The sequence below is a fragment of the Actinocatenispora rupis genome, from assembly GCF_016861975.1.
In the GTDB taxonomy this organism is placed as follows: Bacteria; Actinomycetota; Actinomycetes; order Mycobacteriales; family Micromonosporaceae; genus Actinocatenispora; species Actinocatenispora rupis.
Map to the genome: position 1 here is coordinate 273810 of NZ_BOMB01000021.1, position 21154 is coordinate 294963.

General features: G+C 73.2%; 24 protein-coding genes. 16 read left to right on the top strand and 8 right to left on the bottom strand.

What is annotated here, in order from left to right; translation table 11 throughout:
- Window positions 1-33 precede the first annotated feature (33 nt).
- The 3 genes from Aru02nite_RS19200 to Aru02nite_RS19210 all read left to right on the top strand — a co-directional run bounded on the left by Aru02nite_RS19200 (window position 34) and on the right by Aru02nite_RS19210 (window position 2962).
- Window positions 34-1170: a sialidase family protein gene (locus tag Aru02nite_RS19200; RefSeq protein WP_203659534.1), complete on the top strand. Its 1137-nt coding sequence runs from the start codon at window positions 34-36 to the stop codon at window positions 1168-1170.
- A gap of 14 nt (window positions 1171-1184) precedes the next feature.
- A complete protein-coding gene (locus tag Aru02nite_RS19205) occupies window positions 1185-2147 on the top strand; it encodes a dihydrodipicolinate synthase family protein (protein WP_203659536.1) in 963 nt (320 codons plus the stop codon).
- Between the two features lie 107 nt (window positions 2148-2254).
- On the top strand, window positions 2255-2962 hold the full coding sequence (locus tag Aru02nite_RS19210) for a FadR/GntR family transcriptional regulator (RefSeq protein WP_203659538.1): 708 nt from the start codon (window positions 2255-2257) through the stop codon (window positions 2960-2962).
- Between the two features lie 197 nt (window positions 2963-3159).
- On the opposite strand, the gene Aru02nite_RS19215 is transcribed toward Aru02nite_RS19210, so the two are convergent.
- A complete protein-coding gene (locus Aru02nite_RS19215) occupies window positions 3160-3534 on the bottom strand; it encodes a nuclear transport factor 2 family protein (protein WP_203659540.1) in 375 nt (124 codons plus the stop codon).
- Window positions 3535-3576: 42 nt separating this feature from the next.
- Window positions 3577-3780, bottom strand: a complete 204-nt coding sequence (locus Aru02nite_RS19220) for a hypothetical protein (RefSeq protein ID WP_203659542.1) — start codon at window positions 3778-3780, stop codon at window positions 3577-3579.
- Window positions 3781-3886: 106 nt separating this feature from the next.
- On the opposite strand from Aru02nite_RS19220, the gene Aru02nite_RS19225 reads away from it, so the two are divergent.
- Complete coding sequence (locus tag Aru02nite_RS19225; RefSeq protein ID WP_203659544.1) at window positions 3887-4834, top strand: LysR family transcriptional regulator; 948 nt, start codon at window positions 3887-3889, stop codon at window positions 4832-4834.
- A gap of 29 nt (window positions 4835-4863) precedes the next feature.
- Here the strand turns inward: Aru02nite_RS19225 and Aru02nite_RS19230 are convergent, their stop codons facing one another.
- Window positions 4864-5682, bottom strand: a complete 819-nt coding sequence (locus Aru02nite_RS19230) for an MBL fold metallo-hydrolase (RefSeq protein WP_203659546.1) — start codon at window positions 5680-5682, stop codon at window positions 4864-4866.
- Window positions 5679-6083: a thioesterase family protein gene (locus Aru02nite_RS19235; protein ID WP_203659548.1), complete on the bottom strand. Its 405-nt coding sequence runs from the start codon at window positions 6081-6083 to the stop codon at window positions 5679-5681. Before Aru02nite_RS19235 ends, Aru02nite_RS19230 begins: the two co-directional genes overlap by 4 nt.
- Before the next feature lie 282 nt (window positions 6084-6365).
- Here Aru02nite_RS19235 and Aru02nite_RS19240 point away from each other — a divergent pair, with 282 nt between their 5' ends.
- The 8 genes from Aru02nite_RS19240 to Aru02nite_RS19275 all read left to right on the top strand — a co-directional run bounded on the left by Aru02nite_RS19240 (window position 6366) and on the right by Aru02nite_RS19275 (window position 14084).
- Window positions 6366-7388, top strand: coding sequence for a phosphatase PAP2 family protein (locus Aru02nite_RS19240; RefSeq protein ID WP_203659551.1), 1023 nt, complete (start codon window positions 6366-6368; stop codon window positions 7386-7388).
- Window positions 7385-7615, top strand: a complete 231-nt coding sequence (locus Aru02nite_RS19245; RefSeq protein ID WP_203659553.1) for a hypothetical protein — start codon at window positions 7385-7387, stop codon at window positions 7613-7615. Before Aru02nite_RS19240 ends, Aru02nite_RS19245 begins: the two co-directional genes overlap by 4 nt.
- A gap of 779 nt (window positions 7616-8394) precedes the next feature.
- On the top strand, window positions 8395-9465 hold the full coding sequence (locus Aru02nite_RS19250; RefSeq protein WP_239076793.1) for an AAA family ATPase: 1071 nt from the start codon (window positions 8395-8397) through the stop codon (window positions 9463-9465).
- Between the two features lie 72 nt (window positions 9466-9537).
- Window positions 9538-10476, top strand: coding sequence for a DUF58 domain-containing protein (locus Aru02nite_RS19255; protein ID WP_203659718.1), 939 nt, complete (start codon window positions 9538-9540; stop codon window positions 10474-10476).
- Window positions 10477-10516: 40 nt separating this feature from the next.
- A complete protein-coding gene (locus tag Aru02nite_RS19260; protein ID WP_203659555.1) occupies window positions 10517-11467 on the top strand; it encodes a VWA domain-containing protein in 951 nt (316 codons plus the stop codon).
- Between the two features lie 48 nt (window positions 11468-11515).
- Entirely contained in the window at window positions 11516-12220 is a 705-nt protein-coding gene (locus Aru02nite_RS19265) for a beta-ketoacyl-ACP reductase (RefSeq protein ID WP_203659557.1), read from the top strand.
- A 37-nt stretch (window positions 12221-12257) separates the two neighbouring features.
- Window positions 12258-13028 (top strand): enoyl-ACP reductase FabI, encoded by a 771-nt coding sequence (fabI, locus tag Aru02nite_RS19270; RefSeq protein WP_203659559.1) that lies wholly within the window; start codon window positions 12258-12260, stop codon window positions 13026-13028.
- A gap of 33 nt (window positions 13029-13061) precedes the next feature.
- Complete coding sequence (locus Aru02nite_RS19275; protein ID WP_203659561.1) at window positions 13062-14084, top strand: ferrochelatase; 1023 nt, start codon at window positions 13062-13064, stop codon at window positions 14082-14084.
- Window positions 14085-14093: 9 nt separating this feature from the next.
- Here Aru02nite_RS19275 and Aru02nite_RS19280 read toward each other — a convergent pair whose 3' ends face one another.
- Entirely contained in the window at window positions 14094-14822 is a 729-nt protein-coding gene (locus Aru02nite_RS19280) for an SDR family NAD(P)-dependent oxidoreductase (RefSeq protein ID WP_203659563.1), read from the bottom strand.
- A 93-nt stretch (window positions 14823-14915) separates the two neighbouring features.
- Between Aru02nite_RS19280 and Aru02nite_RS19285 the strand changes: the two genes are divergently transcribed.
- Together Aru02nite_RS19285 and Aru02nite_RS19290 are read left to right on the top strand one after the other, a co-directional pair.
- Entirely contained in the window at window positions 14916-15554 is a 639-nt protein-coding gene (locus Aru02nite_RS19285) for a TetR/AcrR family transcriptional regulator (RefSeq protein WP_203659565.1), read from the top strand.
- A 111-nt stretch (window positions 15555-15665) separates the two neighbouring features.
- Window positions 15666-15992 (top strand): hypothetical protein, encoded by a 327-nt coding sequence (locus tag Aru02nite_RS19290; RefSeq protein WP_203659567.1) that lies wholly within the window; start codon window positions 15666-15668, stop codon window positions 15990-15992.
- A 32-nt stretch (window positions 15993-16024) separates the two neighbouring features.
- Here the strand turns inward: Aru02nite_RS19290 and Aru02nite_RS19295 are convergent, their stop codons facing one another.
- The gene (locus tag Aru02nite_RS19295) at window positions 16025-16813 is read right to left on the bottom strand and encodes an Rv1486c family protein (protein WP_239076794.1); all 789 of its coding nucleotides are present in this window, start codon (window positions 16811-16813) and stop codon (window positions 16025-16027) included.
- A gap of 55 nt (window positions 16814-16868) precedes the next feature.
- Here Aru02nite_RS19295 and Aru02nite_RS19300 point away from each other — a divergent pair, with 55 nt between their 5' ends.
- Window positions 16869-17510, top strand: a complete 642-nt coding sequence (locus Aru02nite_RS19300) for a LysE family translocator (protein WP_203659569.1) — start codon at window positions 16869-16871, stop codon at window positions 17508-17510.
- Window positions 17511-17559: 49 nt separating this feature from the next.
- The gene (locus Aru02nite_RS19305) at window positions 17560-18408 is read left to right on the top strand and encodes a DUF3097 domain-containing protein (RefSeq protein ID WP_373324911.1); all 849 of its coding nucleotides are present in this window, start codon (window positions 17560-17562) and stop codon (window positions 18406-18408) included.
- Window positions 18409-18417: 9 nt separating this feature from the next.
- Here the strand turns inward: Aru02nite_RS19305 and Aru02nite_RS19310 are convergent, their stop codons facing one another.
- Window positions 18418-19581, bottom strand: a complete 1164-nt coding sequence (locus Aru02nite_RS19310; RefSeq protein WP_203659571.1) for a C40 family peptidase — start codon at window positions 19579-19581, stop codon at window positions 18418-18420.
- A 197-nt stretch (window positions 19582-19778) separates the two neighbouring features.
- Window positions 19779-21080, bottom strand: a complete 1302-nt coding sequence (locus Aru02nite_RS19315) for a serine hydrolase domain-containing protein (RefSeq protein WP_203659724.1) — start codon at window positions 21078-21080, stop codon at window positions 19779-19781.
- Between the last annotated feature and the right edge of the window lie 74 nt (window positions 21081-21154).

A 21154-nucleotide genomic window follows, 5' to 3' on the forward strand; every position in this document is an offset into this window, starting at 1 on the left:
ACGGTGCGGCCCCACCATGACATAGTACGTCCTATGTCTTCAAGACTCGGCCGGCCGGAAGTCGTGTTCGACCCTGCCGGAAGCGGCTACCACACGTTCCGCATCCCCGCGATCGTCGGTCACCGCGACGGGCTGTTCGCGTTCTGTGAGGGCCGGCGGTACGGGGCGGGCGACGCGGGCGAGATCGACGTCGTCCTCCGCCGGTCGTACGACGGGGGCCGGAGCTGGGATCCGCTGCGCGTGGTGTCCACCGCGCCCGGCCGTACCTGCGGCAACCCCACCCCGGTCGTCGACCCCGCCTCCGGTGACCTCGTGCTGCTCACCGTGCAGAACCCCGCCGACACCACCGAGCACGCCGTACTCCGGGGCGTCGACGCCCGGTCCGGCCGCCGGGTGTACGTGCAGCGCAGCGCCGACGGCGGCGACACGTGGAGCGCCACCGAGGACATCACCGCGCAGGTCAAACCCGCCGGCTGGGGCTGGTACGCGACCGGGCCGTGCCACGCGGTCGCGCTCGCGCACGGGCCGTACGCGGGGCGGATCGTGGTGCCCGCCAACCACTCCGCGCTGCCCACCGACGACGCCGACCCGGCCCGCCGCAACGGTGGACACTGCCTGCTGTCCGACGACGGCGGGCGTACCTGGCGGGTCGGTTTCGTCGACCGCAACGACGGGACCGCCGTCAACGCCAACGAATCCGCCGTCGCCGAACTCCCCGACGGCACCCTCCACCTCAACGCGCGCAACCATCGCGGCACCGGACCGGCCCGCGTACAGGCGTGGTCGACGGACGGCGGCGCGAGCCTCACCGCGCCGTACGCCGGGATCCCGGAGGTGACCGCGCCCGGCGTGCAGGGCAGCGTGCTGGCGCTGCCCGACGGCCGGCTGCTGCTCACCACACCGAGCCACCCCACCGTCCGCCGCGACCTCACCCTGTACGTCAGCGACGACGCCGGCCGCACCTGGCGCCCCGGACCGGTACTGCACGCCGACATGGCCGGCTACTCCGACCTCGTACCGTTGCCCGACGGCCGGGTCGGCGTCCTGTACGAGGGTGGCGAGACGGCGCCAGGCACCGTGCCGCCGGCGCCGGGCGAGGCACCGGCCACCCCGGGCGGGTCCTCGTTCGCCGCGCTGCGCTTCACCACGTTCGATCTGACGACCGTCTGACGTAGGGAGCATCGTTGTCCACCGACGCACCGAACCCCGCCACCGCCCCGATCGGCGGCGTGGTGCCGCCACTCGTCACCCCGCTCACCCCCGGGTACGACGTCGACACCGGGTCGCTCGCCCGGCTGGTCGCCCACCAGCTCGACGCCGGCGTCTCGGGCGTGTTCGTCCTCGGTACGTCGGGGGAGGGCACGTTCCTCACCGACGAGCAGCGCCGCACCGTACTGTCGGTGGTCGTGGCCGAGGTGGCCGGCGCGGTGCCGGTACTCGCCGGCGCGATCGACACCTCCACCGCCCGCTCCGCCGAGCACGTCACCGCCGCGGTGAAGGCCGGCGCGGACGGGATCGTCTGCACCGCACCGTTCTACGCCGCCACCCACCCCGCCGAGATCGACCGGCACTTCGAACGCCTCGCCTCGTACGCCGGGGGCCTGCCGCTCTACGCGTACGACATCCCGCCGCGCGTCGGTACGAAACTGCCCGACGACCTGCTGCTCGACCTCGGCCGCCGCGGCGTACTCGCCGGGGTGAAGGACTCCAGCGGGGAGGACACCAGCCTGCGCCGCCTCGTCCTCGCCCGGCGGGACGCCGGACTCCCCGGGTTCGCGGTGATGACCGGCTCGGAGACCACCGTGGACGCGGCGCTGGCGTTCGGCGTCGACGGCGCCGTCCCCGGGCTCGGCAACGTCGACCCCGCCGGGTACGTGCGGATCGCCGCCGCGGTCGCCGCCGGTGACCTCGCCGCCGCCCGCGCCGAACAGGACCGGCTGTTCCGCCTGTTCGACATCATCACCGTGCCGGACCGGAACCGGATGGGCGCCAGTTCCGCGGCGCTCGGTGCCTTCAAGGCCGCCCTGTACGTGCTCGGTGTCCTCGACTGCCCGCTCACCGCCTTCCCCTCGGTACCGCTCGACGAGGCCGAGATCGCCGGCGTCCGCGCCCTCGTCGTACGCGCCGGCCTGGAACCGGTCGCGTAGCCCGGCGCGCGGTCGCCGGTGAGTACCCGGCGACCGCGGTGCACTCCGACCGGACCGCGGGTACACGGGCAGTAGCATCTGGTTCGACCACGGGGAGGGAGAACGCTGTGAGCACCGCCGCGTCCGCCGGCCGTCCGCGGCTCGGGAGCCAGGAGGCGATCCGGGAACAGATGACCTCCCTGATCCTCGAACGCGGCCTGCGCGCCGGCGACCCGCTGCCCAACGAGCAGGAACTCATGGCGCAGCTCGGCGTCGGCCGGCATCCGTTGCGCGAGGCCATGAAGGCGCTCCAGGCCGTCGGCATCGTCGAGATCCGCCACGGCTTCGGCACGTACGTCGGGTCCGTCGGGTTGCAGTCGCTGGAGGACGGGCTGGCGTTCCGGATGCGCCAGTCGATGGGCGGCGACCTGCACGACGTACGCAACGTGCTGGAGGTCCGCGAGGTACTGGAGGTCGGGCTCGCCGCGAAGGTCGTCGCGCACTTCGGCCGGCACGGCACCGACGAACTCGCTGAGATCGTCGAGCAGATGCGCGCCCGCGCCGACGCCGGTGAGTACTTCCCGGACGAGGACTGGGCGTTCCACCGGGCCCTCTACGCGCCGCTCGGCAACGAACTGGTCGTCGACCTGGTGAGCGTGTTCTGGCGGGCGTTCGCGCAGGTCGACGGGCGGTTGCCGGGCGCGCGCTACACCCCGGCCGACGCGCTCGGCTGGCACCGCGACCTGCTGGCCGCGCTGATCGACGGCCGCCCCGACCGGTACGCCGCGGCCATGACCGAACACTTCGTCGGCATCCACGGCCGCCTCGACGCCTGACCCGCGCCCGGTCGGGTTCGGTCCCGGTCGGGCTCGCGCCTGAGGTTCCGTCCCGGTCGGGCTCGCGCGCCTGGTCTGGTTCGGTCCTGGCCGGGCTCGGCCCGGGTCGAGGTCGAGTTCGCGGCTGGCCGGGCTCGGCCCCCGGTCGAGATCCAGCCTTGTTGGGTTCGCGCCAGGTCGTCGATGCGCCGGTCGGGTCAGTCCCGGTCGACGAGGTGCTCGCGGCCGGCGGGCGGCTCGTACGGCTCGGGCCAGAAGTCGACGACGCGGCTGATCAGGCCCGCGTCGTCGAACTCGAAGAACGACACCGCCTGCTGCGTCCCGCCGTCGACGGTGCACTCGACCCGGCTCACCGCGCGGCCGCCGTCGACCAGCACGTCGAGCGGCACGATGTGCCAGTCACCCGGATACTCCCGGTTGAACCGGAGGTACGTCCCGCGCCCGGTGATGCGCTCGCCGGTCTGCGGCATCTCGTACCGCACGGTCTCGGCGAGCAGGGTGGCGAACGTGTCCCAGTCGCGCGCCTCGGCGCTCGCCCAGTACGCCCGGACGGTGTGGCGGTGATCGGTCATGCCCCGGACGCTACGGCCGGGGTACGACGGAATCAGACGGGATCAGGCGGCGGTGACGGCCGGGGTCGGCTCGACGTCGCTCGGCTGGTACCAGGAGCGCAGCTCGGCGGTGGGGACCAGGTGGCGGTGCAGCCGGCCGCAGGCGCAGCGCACGTACGCCACGACGCCCTCGCTGGTGGTGTGCCGGGATTCGAGGGTGCAGGTGCCCGGCTCGGGGCGGCGGCAGTACTGGCATTCGACGGTCATCGTGCGGTCCCTGGAGACGTTGGGGAGGTGTTCGTCCGCAACTCTGCGTCGGCGATCGTTGAAAATCAATTCACAAGATCTGAATTCATCGTGTAGGAGCTACTTCATGATCGACATGCGCCGTCTGCAGGTCATCCGGATGGTCGGCCAGCACGGCGGGGTGACCGCCGCAGCGCACGCCCTGCACCTCACCCCGTCGGCGGTGTCTCAGCAGGTCAAGCAGCTTTCCCGGGAGCTGGGGGTGCCACTGCTGGAGCCCGTCGGCCGGGGCGTACGGCTGACTCCGGCGGCCCACGCGCTGATCCGGAACGCCGACCTGCTGGCCGCCGCGTGGGAGCGCGCGGTGACGGAGATCGCACAGTACTCCGACGGAGAGTCCGGTGAGCTGCGTCTCTGCGGGTTCCCCACCGCGATCGTCAGCCTGCTCGCGCCGGCCGCCGCACTGCTGCGCGCGCGGTACCCGGAGATGACGGTGCGGGTGGTCGAGGCCGAGCTGGCCGAGGGGTACGACCTGGTCCTGGCCGGTGACGCGGACGTGGCCGTGGTGGTGCCGACGCCGGACGCGCCGGCCGGGCGGGAGGACCCGAAGTTCGACCTGGACCGGCTGCTGGACGAGATGCAGGACCTGCTCATTCCCGCCGACCATCCGCTCGCCGGCCGCGACACCGTCGAACTCGCCGAGGCCGCCGACGAGCAGTGGATCGTCGGCAGTCCCGGCCGGTCGCACCACCAGCAGCTCGTCCAGGTGGCGTGCGCTGAGGCCGGCTTCACGCCGGACATCGCGCACCTGGTCACCGACTGGTCGGCGGTCGCGGCGCTGGTCGGGCGCGGTCTCGGCGTCTCGCTGATCCCGCGGATGACGCACCTGCCCGCGCAGGACCCGGTCGCCCGGATCCCGCTGCGCGGCGCGCACGCACCCCGCCGCCGCATCCTCACCTGCGTACGCCGGGGCAGTCGCGCGCAGCCGCTCATCGGCCGCGCCCTCACCGCGTTGCGCGAGGTGGCCGCCGCCGCCGAACTGCACGGCCGGTCCGCCGACACCGTCCCCAACTGAGCCATCCCTTGGTACGCAAGGGAAAGCGGTCAGGCGTCGCGTCCGGACAGCTCCGCGTACCCGCGGTGGACGGCGGTGCGCCGGGTCGCCGCGTCGAACGGGCCGGCCCGGTCCGCGACCTCCGCGACCGGCGCCCCGTCGGCGTGGCCCTCCCGGATCCGCCACGCCAGCTCGGCCAGGTCGGCGTGCTGCGCGGCCACGAACTCGCGGTCCACCACCGCGCCGTGCCCCGGCACCACCGGCCCGGTCGCCCACGGCAGCAGCGTGGCCACCGCGTCCGGCCAGTCCACCGGGTACGCCTCGGCGAAGTTCGGCGGCGCGCCCTCCTCGATCAGGTCGCCGACGATCAGTACGCCCGCGTCCGGCACCCGTACGACCAGGTCGCCGGCGGTGTGCCCGCGCCCCGGATGGACCAGCTCGACCGTACGGCCGCCGACGTCGAGCGTGGCGTGCCCGCGTACCGCGTGGTCGGGGGCGCGCAGCCGGACCGACGGCAGCCCGGCGGCCAGCTCCGGATGGTCCGCGGAGTGCCGCTCCACGGCGCCCGCGACCAGCTCGTCCGGCTCGTCCCGGAGCAGCCGGCAGGTCTCGTCGTGCGCCCAGATCTCGCCGGTCAGCGTGGCGTTGCCGAAGCAGTGGTCGAAGTGGTGGTGGGTGTTGACGATCCCGTAGCGCGTGACGCCCAGGTCGGCGAGCGCGGCGGCCAGCGCTTCGGCCTGCGCCGCGGTGGACAACGTGTCCACGACCAGCGCGTACCCGGCGCCGCGGACGACGGTGACGTTGACGTCGAGCACCGGGTACCGCCAGACGTGGACGCCGGGCGCGATCTCGGTGAACGGGCCGGTCACGCCGGGTCCGGGGCGGTCTCCGCGCCGAACGCCCGGGCCACGAACCGGTGCCGGTCCAGTACGACCCGCTCGATCACGCCGCTGGCCACCTCGGTGTCGCCGTCCCGCAACGACACGTCGAAGCGCAACGTGCGACCGTCCACTCCGGACAGTCGGGCCACCGCGACGACGGTACGCCCGACCGGGGTGGGTGCGGTGTGCGCGAGCTCGACCCGGGTGCCGACCGTCGTCGTACCGGCCGGCAGGCGGGACGCGGTGGCGAGCACCGTGGCGGCCTCGGCGACGGCGAGCGCGCGCGGTGTCGCCAGCACCGGTACGTCCCCGGAACCGACGGTCTGCGCGGTGTCCGCGTCGGTGACGGTCAGCTCGACCCGGGCGGTGAGACCGACAGGCAGGTCCATACCGCACAGCGTACTGATCCGCGCCGCGCCCCGCCGCCATTGATCGCCCCGGGCACGCCGGTCGGTCGGTGCCGCATCGTGTACGGCCCGTACCGCCGACGACCTGCGACCACCGGCGCGTCGGACACCGCGCGGTCCGTACCCGTCCGGTACCTGTGGTGCGGTGTGCGCGTGGGCCGATCGGCCCGACTGCCCGGCTTCGCCGGAACCGCCGGAGCGGGTACCGGATAGAGTTGGCCGACCCGCCGAGTGAACGGCGCATGTCGGTAGCGTGGAGGATCGATGTCGGACGCAGCCCCGGCCCCCGAGCCCGACACCGCCGAACCGGTGGTGTCGTCCGACGGGACGTCCGGAGCGCGGCGCCGACGGGCGATCGGCGTGGCGGCCTTCGCCGTCGCGTTCACGGTGTGGACGGTGACCGTCGGCGTGCCGACCGACCCGATCCTCGCGCTGATCTGGCTGTGGCTGCTCACCATCGCGTGGAACAACGACAAGCGCTGGACCTACCACCTGCGCTTCCTGCGCGACTGGTTCCCGGTGCTGATCTTCCTCGTCATCTACAGCTACAGCAGAGGCTGGGCGTACACCAGCACCACCGTGCCGCACGTGTACGAGATGCTCGCGGTGGACCACGCGCTCTTCGGCGTGACGCCCACCGTGTGGCTGCAGCAGCACCTCTACAACCCGCACCACATCTACCCGTGGGACGTCGCCGTCAGCTTCGTCTACTTCTCGCACTTCGTCACCGCGTACGTGGTGGCCGCGGTGCTGTGGCTGCGCAACCGGTCCGCGTGGTCGGCGTTCATGCGGCGCTGGATGCTGCTCACCTTCGCCGGCCTCGCCACCTACATCCTGTACCCGGCCGCCCCGCCGTGGTGGGCCTCGAAGTACGGGCTGATCGAGCCGGTGGCCCGGATCTCCGCGCGCGGCTGGAACGCGCTCGGCCTGCACGGCGCCGGCAACATGCTCAACCACGCCCAGCTCGGCGCGAACCCGGTCGCCGCCATGCCGTCCCTGCACTTCGCGTTCTCGTTCTGCGTGGCGCTGTTCTTCGCCACCCGCGTCCGCAGGCGCTGGATCCCCCTGCTCATGCTGTACCCCCTGGCGATGGCTTTCACCCTCAGCTACGCGGCCGAGCACCACGTCGCCGACATGATCGCCGGCGCCCTGTACACGGTCGCGGCGTTCGTCGCCGTCACCGTCGCCGAGCGCGCCTGGAGCCGCTACCGCGCCCACCGCCTCGCCCGGCAGATCGAGCAGCACACCCCCGACAACGCCCCCGTCGCCCCGAAGGTCGCCCGGTGACCCTCCCCGCCGCCGGCGCCGACGCCCCCGTCCAGTGCTCCGCCAAGGGCTGCCGCCAACCCGCCACCTGGACCCTCCACTGGTCCAACCCCCGCATCCACACCGGCACCCGCCGCAAGACCTGGCTGGCCTGCGACACCCACCGCGACACCCTCGCCGCCTTCCTCGAAGCCCGCGACTTCCTCCGCACCGTCACCCCCTTCCCCCCACCCCCAGAAAACCCCTGACCCCAACACCCGAGCGATACGAAGCACAACAAGGCACACACGCAACACCCTTTGCAGCCCACGACGGGCGACCCACAGCAAGCTGCAAACGCAGCACCGCTCCCGAGGTAGCGACGGGCGAAGCACAGCAAGGTGCAGCACAGCACCGTTCGCGAGGTAGCGACGGGCGAAGCACAACAAGGTGCAGGCGCAGCACCGTTCGCGAGGTTGCGACGGGCGAAGCACAGCACAAGAGCCCGCAAAACCGTTTTGCGCAGCGAAGGGCGGAGCACAGCACAGGGAAGCGCAGCACCGCGGGCCGGCGTAGAGCGAAGCACAGCTACGACAGGAGACCGCACCGCCGAGCGGGGGTGCCGGGGGGCGAAGCCCCGCCGGCGCGGGGTCTGGGGGCCGCGCCCCCAGGAAGTACGCGAAAATCCCCCGGTTCGCGAACTCCGCGAACACGGGGGACCAAGGATTTGAGCCGCCGGGCGACCACGGGGGAAGCCGCCCGGCGACATCGCAATGGTACACACGGGGGAGAGGCGGTTGTCTACCCGACAGGACGGGCCTGAGTAGCGAATTCCCGGTGTTTCTCCCGGTGGTACCGGGGGGTGCCGGCGCGGTGTCTCAGTGCGATGGGGTGGGTGGCGCGCGTACCCGCCCGGCGGTTTCCCGGCCTGGCGTGGGAGGCTTGAGGTGGCAAGCGTGCGTCACGCTTGGCAGGCTGCTTCTCCGGGCGCCGGGTGTTGTCGCGGTGGTGGGGCAGTTGCGCAGTCGGAACGTGCCGTGGAGGTCAGGTGGCCCAGCAGACGACGCCAGCCCAGGACGCGACCCTGCTCGAAAAGGCCCTGTTCGAGGTCAAGCGGGTGATCGTCGGCCAGGACCGGATGATCGAGCGGATGTTCGTCTCGCTGCTTGCGAGGGGGCACTGTCTGATCGAGGGTGTGCCGGGTGTCGCGAAGACGCTCGCGGTGGAGACGTTGGCCCGGGTGGTGGGCGGCTCGTTCGCCCGGATCCAGTTCACGCCGGATCTGGTGCCGGCGGATGTGGTCGGCACCCGGATCTACCGGCAGGGCAGCGAGAAGTTCGATGTCGAGCTGGGCCCGGTGTTCGTGAACTTCCTGCTCGCGGACGAGATCAACCGGGCGCCGGCGAAGGTGCAGTCGGCGCTGCTGGAGGTCATGGCGGAGCAGCATGTGTCGATCGGCGGTGAGACGCATCCGGTGCCGACTCCGTTCCTGGTGATGGCGACGCAGAACCCGATCGAGCAGGAGGGTGTCTACCCGCTGCCGGAGGCGCAGCGCGACCGGTTCCTGCTGAAGATCCAGGTGGGCTACCCGACGGATGTCGAGGAGCGCGAGATCGTCTACCGGGTGGGTGTGTCGACGCCGGAGCCGACGCCGGTGTTCTCGCCGGAGGATCTGATCGGTCTGCAGGCGAAGGCCGACGAGGTGTTCGTGCACAACGCCCTGGTGGACTACGCGGTGCGGCTGGTGCTGTCGACGCGTAACCCGGCGGAGTACGGGATGCCCGACGTGGCGGGTCTGGTGCAGTACGGGGCGAGTCCGCGTGCGTCGCTGGGCATCGTGCGGGCGGCGCGGGCGTTGGCGTTGCTGCGCGGCCGGGACTACGCGTTGCCGGCGGACGTGCAGGACATCGCGCCGGACATCCTTCGGCACCGGCTGGTCCTGTCGTACGACGCGTTGGCGGACGGGATTCCGCCGGAGCAGATCGTGGACCGGGTGTTGGCGACGGTGCCGCTGCCGACGGTGGCGCCGCGGCAGAACGCGGACGCGCCGCAGGGGCAGCCGGGGCAGCCACACCCGCAGCCGCAGGGCGGCCCGTGGCCGGGGCCGGGCCGGGTCTGAGGACGGCGAGGGCGTGCGGACAGAGGTGGGTGAGGGACGGTGAGTCGGGCCGGTCTGGCCGCGTTGGGGCGGTTGCGCCGTCACTCGGCCGCGCCGTCCAGCGGTCCGCCGCACCTCGACACGGGGCGTTCCGAGGTCACGCTGTCGAAGCTGCAGTTGCTGGTGACGCGGAAGCTGGACGGCCTGCTGCAGGGTGACTACCTGGGTCTGCTGCCGGGGCCGGGCACGGAGCCGGGCGAGTCCCGGGAGTACCGGCCGGGCGACGACGTGCGGCGGATGGACTGGCCGGTGACGGCGCGGACCACGGTGCCGCACGTACGGCAGACGATCGTGGACCGGGAGTTGGAGACCTGGCTGGCGGTGGACCTGTCGGCGAGTCTCGACTTCGGCACGGCGAACTGTCTGAAGAGCGATCTGGCGCTGGCGGCGGTCGCGGCCGTCTCGCACCTGACCGTACGGGGCGGCAACCGGATCGGCGCGATCGTGGGCACCGGCGCGGACATGCACCGGATCCAGGCCCGCCCGGGGCGTACGGCGGCGCAGGGGTTGCTGCGCGCGGTGGCGCGGACGGACCGCCGGGCCGGCGGGCGGACGGATCTGGCGGCGTTGATCGAGGCATTGAACCGGCCGCCGCGCCGCCGCGGGATGGCGGTGGTGATCTCGGACTTCCTGGCCCCGTCGGGGTGGGAGCGTCCGTTGCGGCGGCTGGCCGTACGGCACGACGTGCTGGCGGTGGAGGTGCTCGACCCGCGCGAGCTGGAGCTGCCGGACGTGGGCGTGCTGGAACTGGTCGACCCGGAGTCCGGCGCGGTGCACGAGGTGCAGACCACGCCGGCGGTCCGCGCGCGGTACGCGCAGGCCGCCGCGGAACAGCGCGCCGCGATCTCGGCGGCGCTGCGGCACGCGGGTGTGGGTCACCTGCGGCTGCGTACCGACTCGGACTGGCTACTGGACATCGTCCGGTTCGTGGCCGCGCAGCGGCACGCCCGGACCAGGGGGACCACTCGATGACGCACCCGTTCCACGTCGTACTTTCCTGTGGGGGCGCCGCATGATCCGCTTCCTGTCGCCGTGGTGGCTGCTGGCCGTGCTGCCGGTGCTGGCGCTCGCCGGGGTGTACGTGTGGGTTCAGCTGCACCGCCGGTCGTACGCGATGCGGTTCTCGAACCTGGAGCTGCTGCGCACGTTGACGCCGCGCGGGATCGGTTGGCGCCGGCACGCGTCGGCGGGCGCGCTGGTGCTGAGCCTGCTGATCCTGGCGACGGGCATGGCCCGGCCGTCGGTGGACGTGCGGCAGCCGATGGAGCGGGCGACGGTGATCCTGGCGATCGACGTGTCGCTGTCGATGCAGGCGACGGACGTGCAGCCGAACCGGTTGCGGGCGGCGCAGGCCGCGGCGAAGGAGTTCGTCAAGGAGCTGCCGGACAACTTCAACATCGGCGTGGTGTCGTTCGCGAAGTCGGCGAACGTGGTCGCCTCCCCGACCAAGGACCGCGACCAGGTGTACTCGGCGATCAACGGCCTCCAGCTGGCGGAGTCGACGGCGACGGGCGAGGCGGTCTTCACGTCGCTGCAGGCGATCGCGAGCGTACCGGCGGACGGTGCGCAGGGGGCGCCGCCGGCCCGGATCGTGCTGCTGTCCGACGGCTACCGCACGTACGGGCGGACGATCGAGGACGCGGGGAAGGCGTCCGCGGCGGCGAACGTACCGGTGTCGACGATCGCGTTCGGCACGGACAGCGGGCGGGTGACGATCGGCGGCCAGACCACCCCCGTGCCGGTGGACAAGGTGTCGCTGCACAAGCTCGCCGAGATGACCAAGGGCCACTACTACGAGGCGGCCAGCGCCGGCGAGCTGAGACAGGTGTACACCGACATGGGCTCGTCGATCGGGCACCGTACGGTGGCGCAGGAGATCGGGCAGTGGTTCATCGGGTTCGGCCTGGTGTTCGCGTTCGCGGCGGCGGTGATGAGCCTGCTCTGGTCCTCCCGGATGCCGTGACGGCACCGGCGGTAGTCTCGGTGCGCACGTTCGACGGAGGGAGCACAGGTGCCTCGTACGGTTCTGGTGACCGGCGGCAACCGCGGGATCGGCCTGGCGATCGCGAAGCGGTTCGCGAAGCAGGGCGACCGGGTCGCGGTGACGCACCGCGGCAGTGAGGTCGACCCCGAGCTGTACGGGGTGCGTTGCGACATCACCGACCCGGAGCAGGTCGACGCCGCGTTCACGCAGATCGAGCAGGATCTCGGCCCGGTCGAGGTACTCGTGGCGAACGCCGGGATCACCGCGGACACGTTGCTGCTGCGGATGAGCGAGGACCAGTTCTCGTCGGTGGTGGACACCAACCTGGCCGGCGCGTGGCGCTGCGCGAAGCGGGCGGCGACGAAGATGCTGCGCGCCCGCTGGGGCCGGATGATCTTCATCTCGTCGGTGGCCGGCCTGTCCGGCAACCCCGGCCAGACGAACTACGCGGCCAGCAAGGCCGGCCTGGTCGGCCTGGCCCGGTCGATCACCCGCGAGCTGGGCACCCGCAACATCACCGCGAACGTGGTGGCCCCCGGCATGATCGAGACCGACATGACCGCCGAGCTGCCCGAGGCGCGGCGCAAGCAGATCCTCGGCGAGATCCCGGCCGGCCGCTTCGCGAGTACGGACGAGGTCGCGGCGGCGGTCACCTGGCTCGCCTCCGACGATTCGGCGTACGTGACCGGTGCGGTGATCCCGGTCGACGGCGGCCTCGGCATGGGCCACTGAGCCCGGCCATCGGACACGAGTGGGAGACGAGCACAACGTGAGTGGACTTCTCGCCGGCAAGCGGCTGCTGATCGCCGGGATCCTGACCGACCAGTCGATCGCGTTCTCCGCGGCGAAGATCGCCCAGGAGGAGGGCGCCGAGCTGGTGCTCACCGGGTACGGGCGGCTGTCGTTGGTGGAGCGCATCGCGAAGCGGCTGCCGAAGCCGGTCGGCGACATCATCGAGCTGGACGTGACGAACCCGGAGCACCTGGACGGGCTGGCGGACCGGGTCCGCGAGCAGGTCGACGGGCTCGACGGGGTGGTGCACTCGATCGCGTTCGGGCCGCAGTCGGTGATGGGCGGCGAGTTCCTGAACGCGAAGTGGGACGACGTCTCGACGGCGCTGCAGATCTCGACCTTCTCGTACCAGGCGCTCGCGATGGCGTGCCTGCCGTTGATGCGGCCGGGCGGGTCGATCGTGGGCCTGACGTTCGACGCGACCACCGCCTGGCCGGTGTACGACTGGATGGGCGTGGCGAAGGCGGGCCTGGAGTCGGCGAGCCGCTACCTGGCGATGCATCTGGGCAAGCAGGGCATCCGGTCGAACCTGGTGTCCGCGGGCCCACTCCGGACGATGGCGGCGAAGTCGATCCCGGGCTTCGTGGAGTTCGAGGACGCGTGGCAGGCGCGGGCGCCGCTCGGCTGGTCGCTGACCGACCTGGAGCCGGCCGGTCGCGCGATCTGCGCGCTGCTGTCGGACTGGTTCCCGGCGACGACGGGTGAGGTCGTCCACGTCGACGGCGGGTACCACGCGGTGGGCGCCTGACACCCCCATCTACGGGTGGTAGAAGATAGGACCGTGTACGACGCGTTCCTGTTGCTGTCCTTCGGCGGCCCCGAGGGCCCCGACGACGTCATGCCGTTCCTCCGTAACGTGACCCGCGGTCGCGGCGTACCGGAGGAACGGCTGGCGGAGGTGGCCGAGCACTACCGGCACTTCGGCGGCGTCTCGCCGATCAACCAGCAGTGCCGCGACCTGCTCGCCGCGCTCCGCACCGAGTTCGCCGACCACGGCCTCGACCTGCCGCTCTACTGGGGCAACCGGAACTGGGATCCGTACCTGGCGGACACCCTGGCGACGATGCGCGACGACGGCGTACGGCGCGCGATCGCGTTCGTCACCAGCCCGTTCGGCTCGTACTCGTCGTGCCGGCAGTACCTGGAGGACATCGTCGCGGCGCGGGCGACGGTCGGCGCCGGCGCCCCGGTGATCGACAAGCTGCGCCACTTCCACGACCATCCCGGGTACGTCGAGCCGCACGTGGACGCGGTCCGCGCGGCGCTCGGTACGTTGCCGGCGGCGCCGGACAGCACGCGGCTGGTGTTCACCGCGCACTCCGTACCGATGTCGATGGCGCGGACGGCGGGGCCGGCCGGCAACCGGTACACCGACCAGCTCGCCGAGGTGGCGCGGCTGGTGGCGGACGGGTCCGGCGCCGGCCTGCCGTACGACCTGGTGTGGCAGTCGCGGTCCGGCCCGCCGCAGGTGCCGTGGCTGGAGCCGGACGTCAACGACCACCTGGCCCGGCTCGCCGCGGACGGCGTGACGGGCGTGGTGGTGAGCCCGATCGGGTTCGTGTCCGACCACCTGGAGGTGGTCTGGGATCTCGACAACGAGGCCGCGGACACCGCGAAGCGGCTCGGGCTGGACTACGCGCGCGCCGCGACCCCCGGTACCGACCCGCGGTTCGTCGCGATGGTCCGGGAACTGGTGACCGAGCGGCTCGACCCGGCCGTACCGCGGCGGAAGCTGGGCGGCATCCCGGTGTGGGACGCCTGCGCGGACGGTTGCTGCGCGCTGCCCCCGCGCCCCGCGCACTGATCTCGCGGGTCAGGCGAGGGCGCCGGCCCGTTCCTCGGTACGGGTGCGCTCGTCGTACATGTGCCAGAGGGTGTCGGCGAGGTCGGCCGGGTCGAGCGTGCCGTCGAGGCCGGGCGGCAGCGGTTCGGCGGACGCGGCCCGGTTGGTGCTGATCGTACGTTCGGGGTCGCTGCCCCGGACGAGCGCGCCGACGGTCAGCACCCCCGCGTACACGCCGCGGTCGGCGACGGTGTCGTGCAGCGTGTGGACGTAGTTGCGCGGTCCGGCCATGGCGATCCCGACGTTGGCGAGGACCGGCAGCGGTGTGGTCGCGGACGCGCCGAGGCTGACGAGTACGGCGCCGTCGCCGCGGTCCAGCATCGCCGGCAGGAACCGCCGGACGAGCGCGACCGGGTTGTACACCAGCGCGTCGAGCTGGGCGCGCAGGTTGTCGTCGGCGACGTCGAGCGGGGTGGCGATCCGGTCGGCGACGGGCTGGCCGTTGAGGTACAGCACGTCGAGCGGGCCGTGGGTGCGGTCGATCGCGCCGGCCACCGCGTCCACCGCCCCCGGCCGGGTCAGATCGGCCGGGTACGCCGTGGCGGTGATCCCGGCACCGGCCAGTTCGGTGACGAACCGGTCGAGCCGGTCGCCGTTGCGGGCGACGAGCGCCACCCGGAACCCCTCCCGCCCGAACCGGTACGCCGTGGCCAGGCCGAGCCCGGGTCCGGTGCCGACGATCGCCATGGTCCTGTCCATCCGCGCCTCCTCAAGTTGAGTACTCCCTCAAGTTCTGTGCCGGACCGTAGCACCAACATGAGGATGTCCTCAAGTTCGGCTAGGATCGCCGGCATGAGCGAGACCCGGCCGCTGCGCGCCGACGCCCGCCGCAACCGCGAGCGCCTGATCGAGGCCGCCCGCACCGTGTACGCCGAGCGCGGACTCGACGCGCCGCTCGACGAGATCGCCCGGTGCGCCGGCGTCAGCATCGGCACGCTGTACAACCGGTTCCCGAGCCGGGACGCGCTGATCGACGCGGCCTTCGCGGACCGGGTCGCGGCGACCGCCCGGTTCGCCGAGCACGCGCTCGCCGACGACGACCCCTGGTCCGGCCTCGCGTACTTCCTGGAACGGATCTGCGAGTTGCAGGCGACCGACCGTGGATACCGGGATCTCGCCGCGCGCAGCGTGCCGCGGTCGGCGGAGACGGCGGCGGCGCTGCGCGACGGGTACCGGCAGATGGAACGGATCGTCGAACGGGCGCAGCACGCCGGGGCGCTGCGGTCCGACGTGACGCTGGCCGACCTGGCGTTCGTGTTCTGGGGGCATGCCGGCACGGTCGCCGCCACCGCCGACATCGCGCCCGACGCCTGGCGCCGGCACCTCGGCCTGCTGCTCGACGGGCTGCGCAGCGAGGGCGCGCACCCGCTGCCCGTACCGCCGCTGGACCCGGCGCAGGTGGAGCGGGCGATGGGCCCCGGCGGCTGCTGAGCCAGGGACGCCACGCGCGAGCGGCGACGCGTGGTTGCCTTGTGGGGAGCCGTTCTCGTCGTACCCGGGGGCTACGGTGCCGGGGTTACGGTGCGGGGAGAGGGGGCGGCGATGGACGTCACGGCCGAGGACCGGTTCGAGGACGTGGTCGACGAGTTCGCCGGGCTGCCGGGGGTGACCCCGCCGGGCGCGTCGCGCGGGTTCGGCCGCACCGCGCTGCGGGTCGACGGGAAGATCTTCGCGATGCTGGTGCGCGGCCGGTTCGTGGTGAAGCTGCCGAGGGTACGGGTCGACCAGCTGGTCGAGTCCGGTGCCGGGGTGCGGTTCGACGCGAACAAGGGCACGCCGATGAAGGAGTGGCTCAGCCTCGACCCGGCGAGCGCGCTGCCGTGGGTACCGCTCGCCCACGAGGCGCTGGCGTACGTGCGGGCCGGCTGACCGGCGGCGGGATCACCGGCCGAGCGGCGGGGTCACTGGCCGAGCGGCGCATTGCATGCGGCGACGAGCGCGCGGCGGCAGGCGGTGGCGAGCGGGCGCAGCGCGGCCGACCGCTGGTTCGCCTCGTACGCGTTGACCGCGCCACCCGGTTCGTCGTGCTCGGCGAGCGCGAGTACCCGGTCGAGGACACCGGCGCGCGCGTACAGCCGGCGGCTGCGCGGGTCGTACCCGGTGGGCAGGTCGGCGGTGCCGCCGCCGCGACGCAGCGCGGTCAGCGCGGGGGCCAGTTCGGGCCGCCAGCGCGCCACGTCGAGCCGGGCGAGCGCGTCGGTCGACTCGGCGAGCGCGGTGGCCAGCTCCGCCTCCGCCTCCGACGGCGTGACCAGCTCGACGGGCACCGGGCCGGCCGGCACCGGGTACGCCCGCCAGGTGATCGCGAGCCACGTGTCACCCGACCCCGACGTGTACTCCCGCGGCTCGGGCACCAGGCCGACCTCACCGGCGACGATGCCCTCCCCGGCGACGAGCGCGGCGCCGGTGAACGGGCCGGGGCCGGGGAGTCCGCGCGGGTCGCCGGGCGCGGGCAGTACGAGCCGGATCTGCTCGGGGCGCAGTGCCGCGAACCGGGCCAGGGCCTCCCGCAGCGACTCCTCCTGCCAGCTTCCGGGCATGTCGAGTACGACGTGGTCGGTGCCGTCGGTGAGGGTCTCGGCCGCGTCGTCGAACGGCACGAGCCCGGCCCGCCAGGCCCGGATCCACGGGGTCAGGCGGACGCACGGCCGGACGGCGGTTGCGACGGACTGGACCGGGTCTGCGGACATACCACGAGGGTAAAGGCCGGTGCGGCCGATCGCCGCCCGGCTGTACGGTGGCGCGATGGTGTCGATGGATCGGTTGCTGGCGTTCGCCGCGGTGGCTGCGGTGATCATCGTGGTGCCCGGGCCGAGCGTGCTGTTCGTCCTCGGCCGCGCCCTGTCGTACGGGCGGCGGGTGGCCGTGCTCGGCGCGCTGGGCAACGGAATCGGTGCGCTCGTACTGGTCGTGGCGGTGTCGCTGGGACTGGGGCCGGTGCTGTCGGCCAGCGCGCTGCTGTTCACGACGGTCAAGCTGGCCGGCGCCGCGTACCTGGTCTTCCTCGGCGTCCGTGCGTTCCGCGCGCGCCGGTCGCTGGCCGCGGCGATGCAGGCCGCCGACGCCCCGGCGCCGCCCGGCCGGCACAGCGTGCTCAGCGGGTTCCTGGTGGGTGTGACGAACCCCAAGACGGCGATCTTCTTCGCGGCCGTACTGCCGCAGTTCGCGGACCGGTCGGCGGGTTCGATGACGCCGCAGCTGATCGTACTGGGCCTGGTGTTCGTGGCGATCGCGCTGGTGAGCGACAGTATGCAGGCGCTCGCGGCGGGCACGTTCCGGGCGTGGTTCGGCCGCTCCGAGCGGCGGATGGAGCTGGTCGGCGGGGCCGGCGGCATCGCCATGATCGGCCTCGGCGTCAGCGTCGCGCTCACCGGCCGCAAGGACTGACCCGGCGCGCCGCCGTACGAGGGCGCCGGGGTGCGGCTACGGTCGCAGCGTGCGGAGCCCGTTTCGACGCCGGGACGACCGGCAGAGCGTGGACTACGGCCGGGACGTCCTGGCCGGCGACTGGCGCAGGCGTAAGACGGTGCCGGTCGTCGACGCGGAACCCGACCTGGTGGTGGAGGACGCCGACGGCGGCTTCTGCGGCGCCGTCGTCGGCTTCGAGGCCGACGCCGTCGTCCTTGCCGACCGGCACGGCCAGACCCGACTGTTTCCCTTGGTACCAGGGGGATTCCTGCTCGACGGCCAGGTGGTGACGCTGCGCCGGCCGCAGCGCGCGCCCGCGCCACCGGTCCGCCGGCGTACGGCGTCGGGCTCGGTGGCGGTGGCGGACTCGCCGGCCAAGGTGGCGCGGGCGAGCCGGATCTGGGTCGAGGGCATCCACGACGCGGCGCTGGTGGAGAAGATCTGGGGCGACGACCTGCGCGTCGAGGGTGTCGTGGTGGAGCCGCTGTCCGGGGTGGACGACCTGGTCGCGGCGGTCGACGCGTTCGGGCCGGGGGAGGGTCGCCGGCTCGGTGTGCTCGTCGACCACCTCGTCGCGGGCAGCAAGGAGAGCCGCATCGTCGAGCGCGTCACCTCGCCGTACGTGCTGGTCACGGGCCATCCGTACGTGGACGTCTGGCAGGCGGTGAAGCCGGCCGCGGTCGGCATCCGCGCGTGGCCGGACGTACCGAAGGGGCAGCCGTGGAAGGAGGGTGTGTGCGCGGCGCTCGGGGTCAGCGACCCGGCCGCGCTGTGGCGCCGCATCCTGCGCTCGGTGCACGACTACCGGGACGTGGAGGCGCCGCTGCTCGGCGCGGTGGAGCGCCTGATCGACTTCGTGACCGACCCGGGGGAGTAGCCGCCAGGGTCAGGCCAGCCGGGTCGCCCCGATGTACCCGAAGGTGAAGTACGCGGGGACGACCTGCACCGGGATGCCGAAGTCGGCGGCCTGCACGATCTGCCCGTGCCCGATGTACATGGTCACGTGGTGGATCCCGGACACCCGCCCGTTGTACGAGTAGAACAGCAGGTCACCGGGCTGGAGCTGGTCGGTCGACGGATGCCACCCCTGCAGGTACTGGTACTCCGCGGAGTGCGGCAGCTCGATCCCGATCTGCTGGTACGCGTAGAGCGCGAGGCCGGAACAGTCGAAGCCGACGGACGGGTCGGCCGCGTCCCACACGTACGGCTTGCCGAGCTGGGCGAGCGCCGCGCGGACCGCGACCATCGCCCCGCCACCGGAACCGCCCCGTACGTCGGCGGTGGCGGTGGCCGCGTTGCTCCGTTCGCTGGCGGCCGCGGCGGCACGGCGCCGTTCCGCCGCCGCCGCGGCCCGGCGTACCGAGGCGTTGTGGGCTTCGATCGAGTCGAGCTGGCGCTGCACCGACGCCCGGCGTGCCTTGAGATCGGCCACGGTGCGGGAGCGCTGCGAGACCGCCCGCTGCGCCGCCGTCTTCGCCGCGCCCGCCTTCCGCCGCGCCGCCTCCGCCACCCGGTACGCCGAGCGCGCGGTGCCCTCGGCGAGCACCGCCCGCCCCTTCGCCTGCCGGTACGTGCCGAGCGTGCGCGCCTGGTGGTTCCCGACGTACTGCAGGTAGCCGAGGTTGTCGAGTACGTCGGAGGGGCGGCCGCCGACGACCAGCGCCATCGCGCCGACGGTGCCGCCCATCTCGTAGTTCTGCCGGGCCATGGACCCGACCTCGGCCTGCTGCCGGTCCACCCGCCGCGCCGCGTCCCGGGTACGCGCCCGCGCCTTCCGGAGCGCGCGCTGCGCCCGCCCGGCGTCGACCTTGGCCCGCTCGTACTTCTCGATCGCGACGGACGCGTCGACGGACGCCTGCCGCAGGTCGGCGTCGGCCTGGGTGAGCCGGGCGCTGAGCCGGCCGACCTCGGCGGCGACGTCGTCCGTGGACCGGATGCCGTTCGGGGCGGCCGACGCGGGCCGGGCCACGGCGACCAGTCCGGCCACGAGCGCGACCACGAGGGCCCACCGGTGCCAGGAGCGGGACGAAGCCGAGCGAACGGTCGACACGGCGGACACCTCCCACGAGAGCACGTGGCACCAGTCAAGGTGGATCCCGCCCGGCCCGCTCCCAAGATCGCGGAATTAGCTCGATCGGGTGTCGAGCTTTCGTCGGACAGTACCGACAAGATCACTCTTGGTACGAGGATTGCGGGCGGCTCGTCCCGTTCTGCGGGGACAACGGTCGCTCCCGAGAGCGATCCGGCTCAGCCCTCGGTCGCGGGGTCTCGGGTGAACACGAACGTGGCGATGTCCAGCGCCCGCGGCGTCCCGTCCGGGGCGCGCAGGACGCGGAGCACCTCGCCGTCGTTCATGCCCGAACGGCAGCGCCACCGGTCCGTACCGTCCGGGGTGCAGCGCCACGGCGTCGCGCCCGGCGTCGTCAGCGCCCGGACGACCAGCTCGCCGTCCGCCCAACCCACCTCGTACTCCCGGCCCATCCACCACCAGCGGCCGGTCAGCGGCGCGACGTCCGCGGGCGGTTCGGTGCCGGGCCGCCACGGCGCCGGCGGTACCGGCTCGGCGTCGAGCACCGCGGTCAGCAGGTCCATGCCCAGCCCCGCGATCCCCGACCCCAGCATCGTGTACGCGTTCGCGTACGCGACGACGGCGGTGCGGCTCGGCCGGTGCACCGCCAGGACGGCGAGGTAGCCGGGCATCGAGCCGGTGTGCCCGACGTACACCCGGTCGCCGCGGCGCCACAGCTCGACGCCGAGCCCGTGCCCGGCGGTCCACGACTCCAGGTCGCTGATCGTCACCGGCGCGCACATCTCGGTCATCGTCGCCGGGTCGAGTACCGGCCGGCCGTCCGGGCCGTTGCCCGCCGACGCCGGATCCGCCAGGAACGCCGCCCACCGGCCCAGATCGGACACCGTGCTCCAGAGCTGCCCGGCCGGTGCCATCGCGCCCGCGTCGTGCCGCGGCTCCTCGCGCAACGTCCCGTCGAACGGGTGCACCACGTACCCGCGGGCGAAGGGCTCCGCCGCCTGGTACGTCGTGCGCGCCATGCCCAGCGGCCCGAGCAGCCCCTCGCGTACCTGGGTCCACCAGTCGGTGCCGGTGACGGCCGCCAACAGCGCCCCGAGCAGCCCGTACGCCAGGTTCGAGTAGTGGTAGCCCCGGTACGGCGGGCGGCTGAGCTTGTCCGCGGTCAGCCCGTCGAGCAGCGCCGCGACGTCGCCGCCGGCGGACCGCTCCCACCACTCGCCCTCCGGTTCGCGCTGCAGCCCGGACACGTGCCCGAGCAGCTGGCGCACCGTGACGCCACCGACGGGAGTACCGGGGAGGTGGCGGTAGAGCAGGTCGTCGAGGTTGAGCGCGCCGGCGTCGCGCAGCCGCAGTGCAAGCGTCGCGGTGAGCGTCTTGGAGATCGACCCGATCCGGTACTGGGTGTCCGGTCCGGGCGCCGGTGTCGTGCCGGCGGCGGCGAGGTGCGCCAGCCGCCCGTTCCGTACCACGCCCGCGACCAGGGACGGGACACGTCCGGCCGCCTGCGCCTCGGCGACCATCGTGTCGATCCGCGCGGTCGTCTCGGCGCGCAGGGCGGTGGGTTCGCTGGGCACGGTGTCTCCTGTCGGCTCGA

Bases quoted from the DNA above. Each gene is read 5' to 3' on its own strand.
- Aru02nite_RS19225 (WP_203659544.1), top strand. From the start codon at position 3,887: ATGATCGACATGCGCCGTCTGCAGGTCATCCGGATGGTCGGCCAGCAC.
- Aru02nite_RS19315 (WP_203659724.1), bottom strand. From the start codon at position 21,080: ATGGTCGCCGAGGCGCAGGCGGCCGGACGTGTCCCGTCCCTGGTCGCG.
- Aru02nite_RS19260 (WP_203659555.1), top strand. From the start codon at position 10,517: ATGATCCGCTTCCTGTCGCCGTGGTGGCTGCTGGCCGTGCTGCCGGTG.
- Aru02nite_RS19285 (WP_203659565.1), top strand. From the start codon at position 14,916: ATGAGCGAGACCCGGCCGCTGCGCGCCGACGCCCGCCGCAACCGCGAG.
- Aru02nite_RS19240 (WP_203659551.1), top strand. From the start codon at position 6,366: ATGTCGGACGCAGCCCCGGCCCCCGAGCCCGACACCGCCGAACCGGTG.
- Aru02nite_RS19220 (WP_203659542.1), bottom strand. From the start codon at position 3,780: ATGACCGTCGAATGCCAGTACTGCCGCCGCCCCGAGCCGGGCACCTGC.
- Aru02nite_RS19295 (WP_239076794.1), bottom strand. From the start codon at position 16,813: ATGTCCGCAGACCCGGTCCAGTCCGTCGCAACCGCCGTCCGGCCGTGC.
- Aru02nite_RS19280 (WP_203659563.1), bottom strand. From the start codon at position 14,822: ATGGACAGGACCATGGCGATCGTCGGCACCGGACCCGGGCTCGGCCTG.
- Aru02nite_RS19300 (WP_203659569.1), top strand. From the start codon at position 16,869: ATGGTGTCGATGGATCGGTTGCTGGCGTTCGCCGCGGTGGCTGCGGTG.
- Aru02nite_RS19235 (WP_203659548.1), bottom strand. From the start codon at position 6,083: ATGGACCTGCCTGTCGGTCTCACCGCCCGGGTCGAGCTGACCGTCACC.
- Aru02nite_RS19215 (WP_203659540.1), bottom strand. From the start codon at position 3,534: ATGACCGATCACCGCCACACCGTCCGGGCGTACTGGGCGAGCGCCGAG.
- Aru02nite_RS19200 (WP_203659534.1), top strand. From the start codon at position 34: ATGTCTTCAAGACTCGGCCGGCCGGAAGTCGTGTTCGACCCTGCCGGA.
- Aru02nite_RS19290 (WP_203659567.1), top strand. From the start codon at position 15,666: ATGGACGTCACGGCCGAGGACCGGTTCGAGGACGTGGTCGACGAGTTC.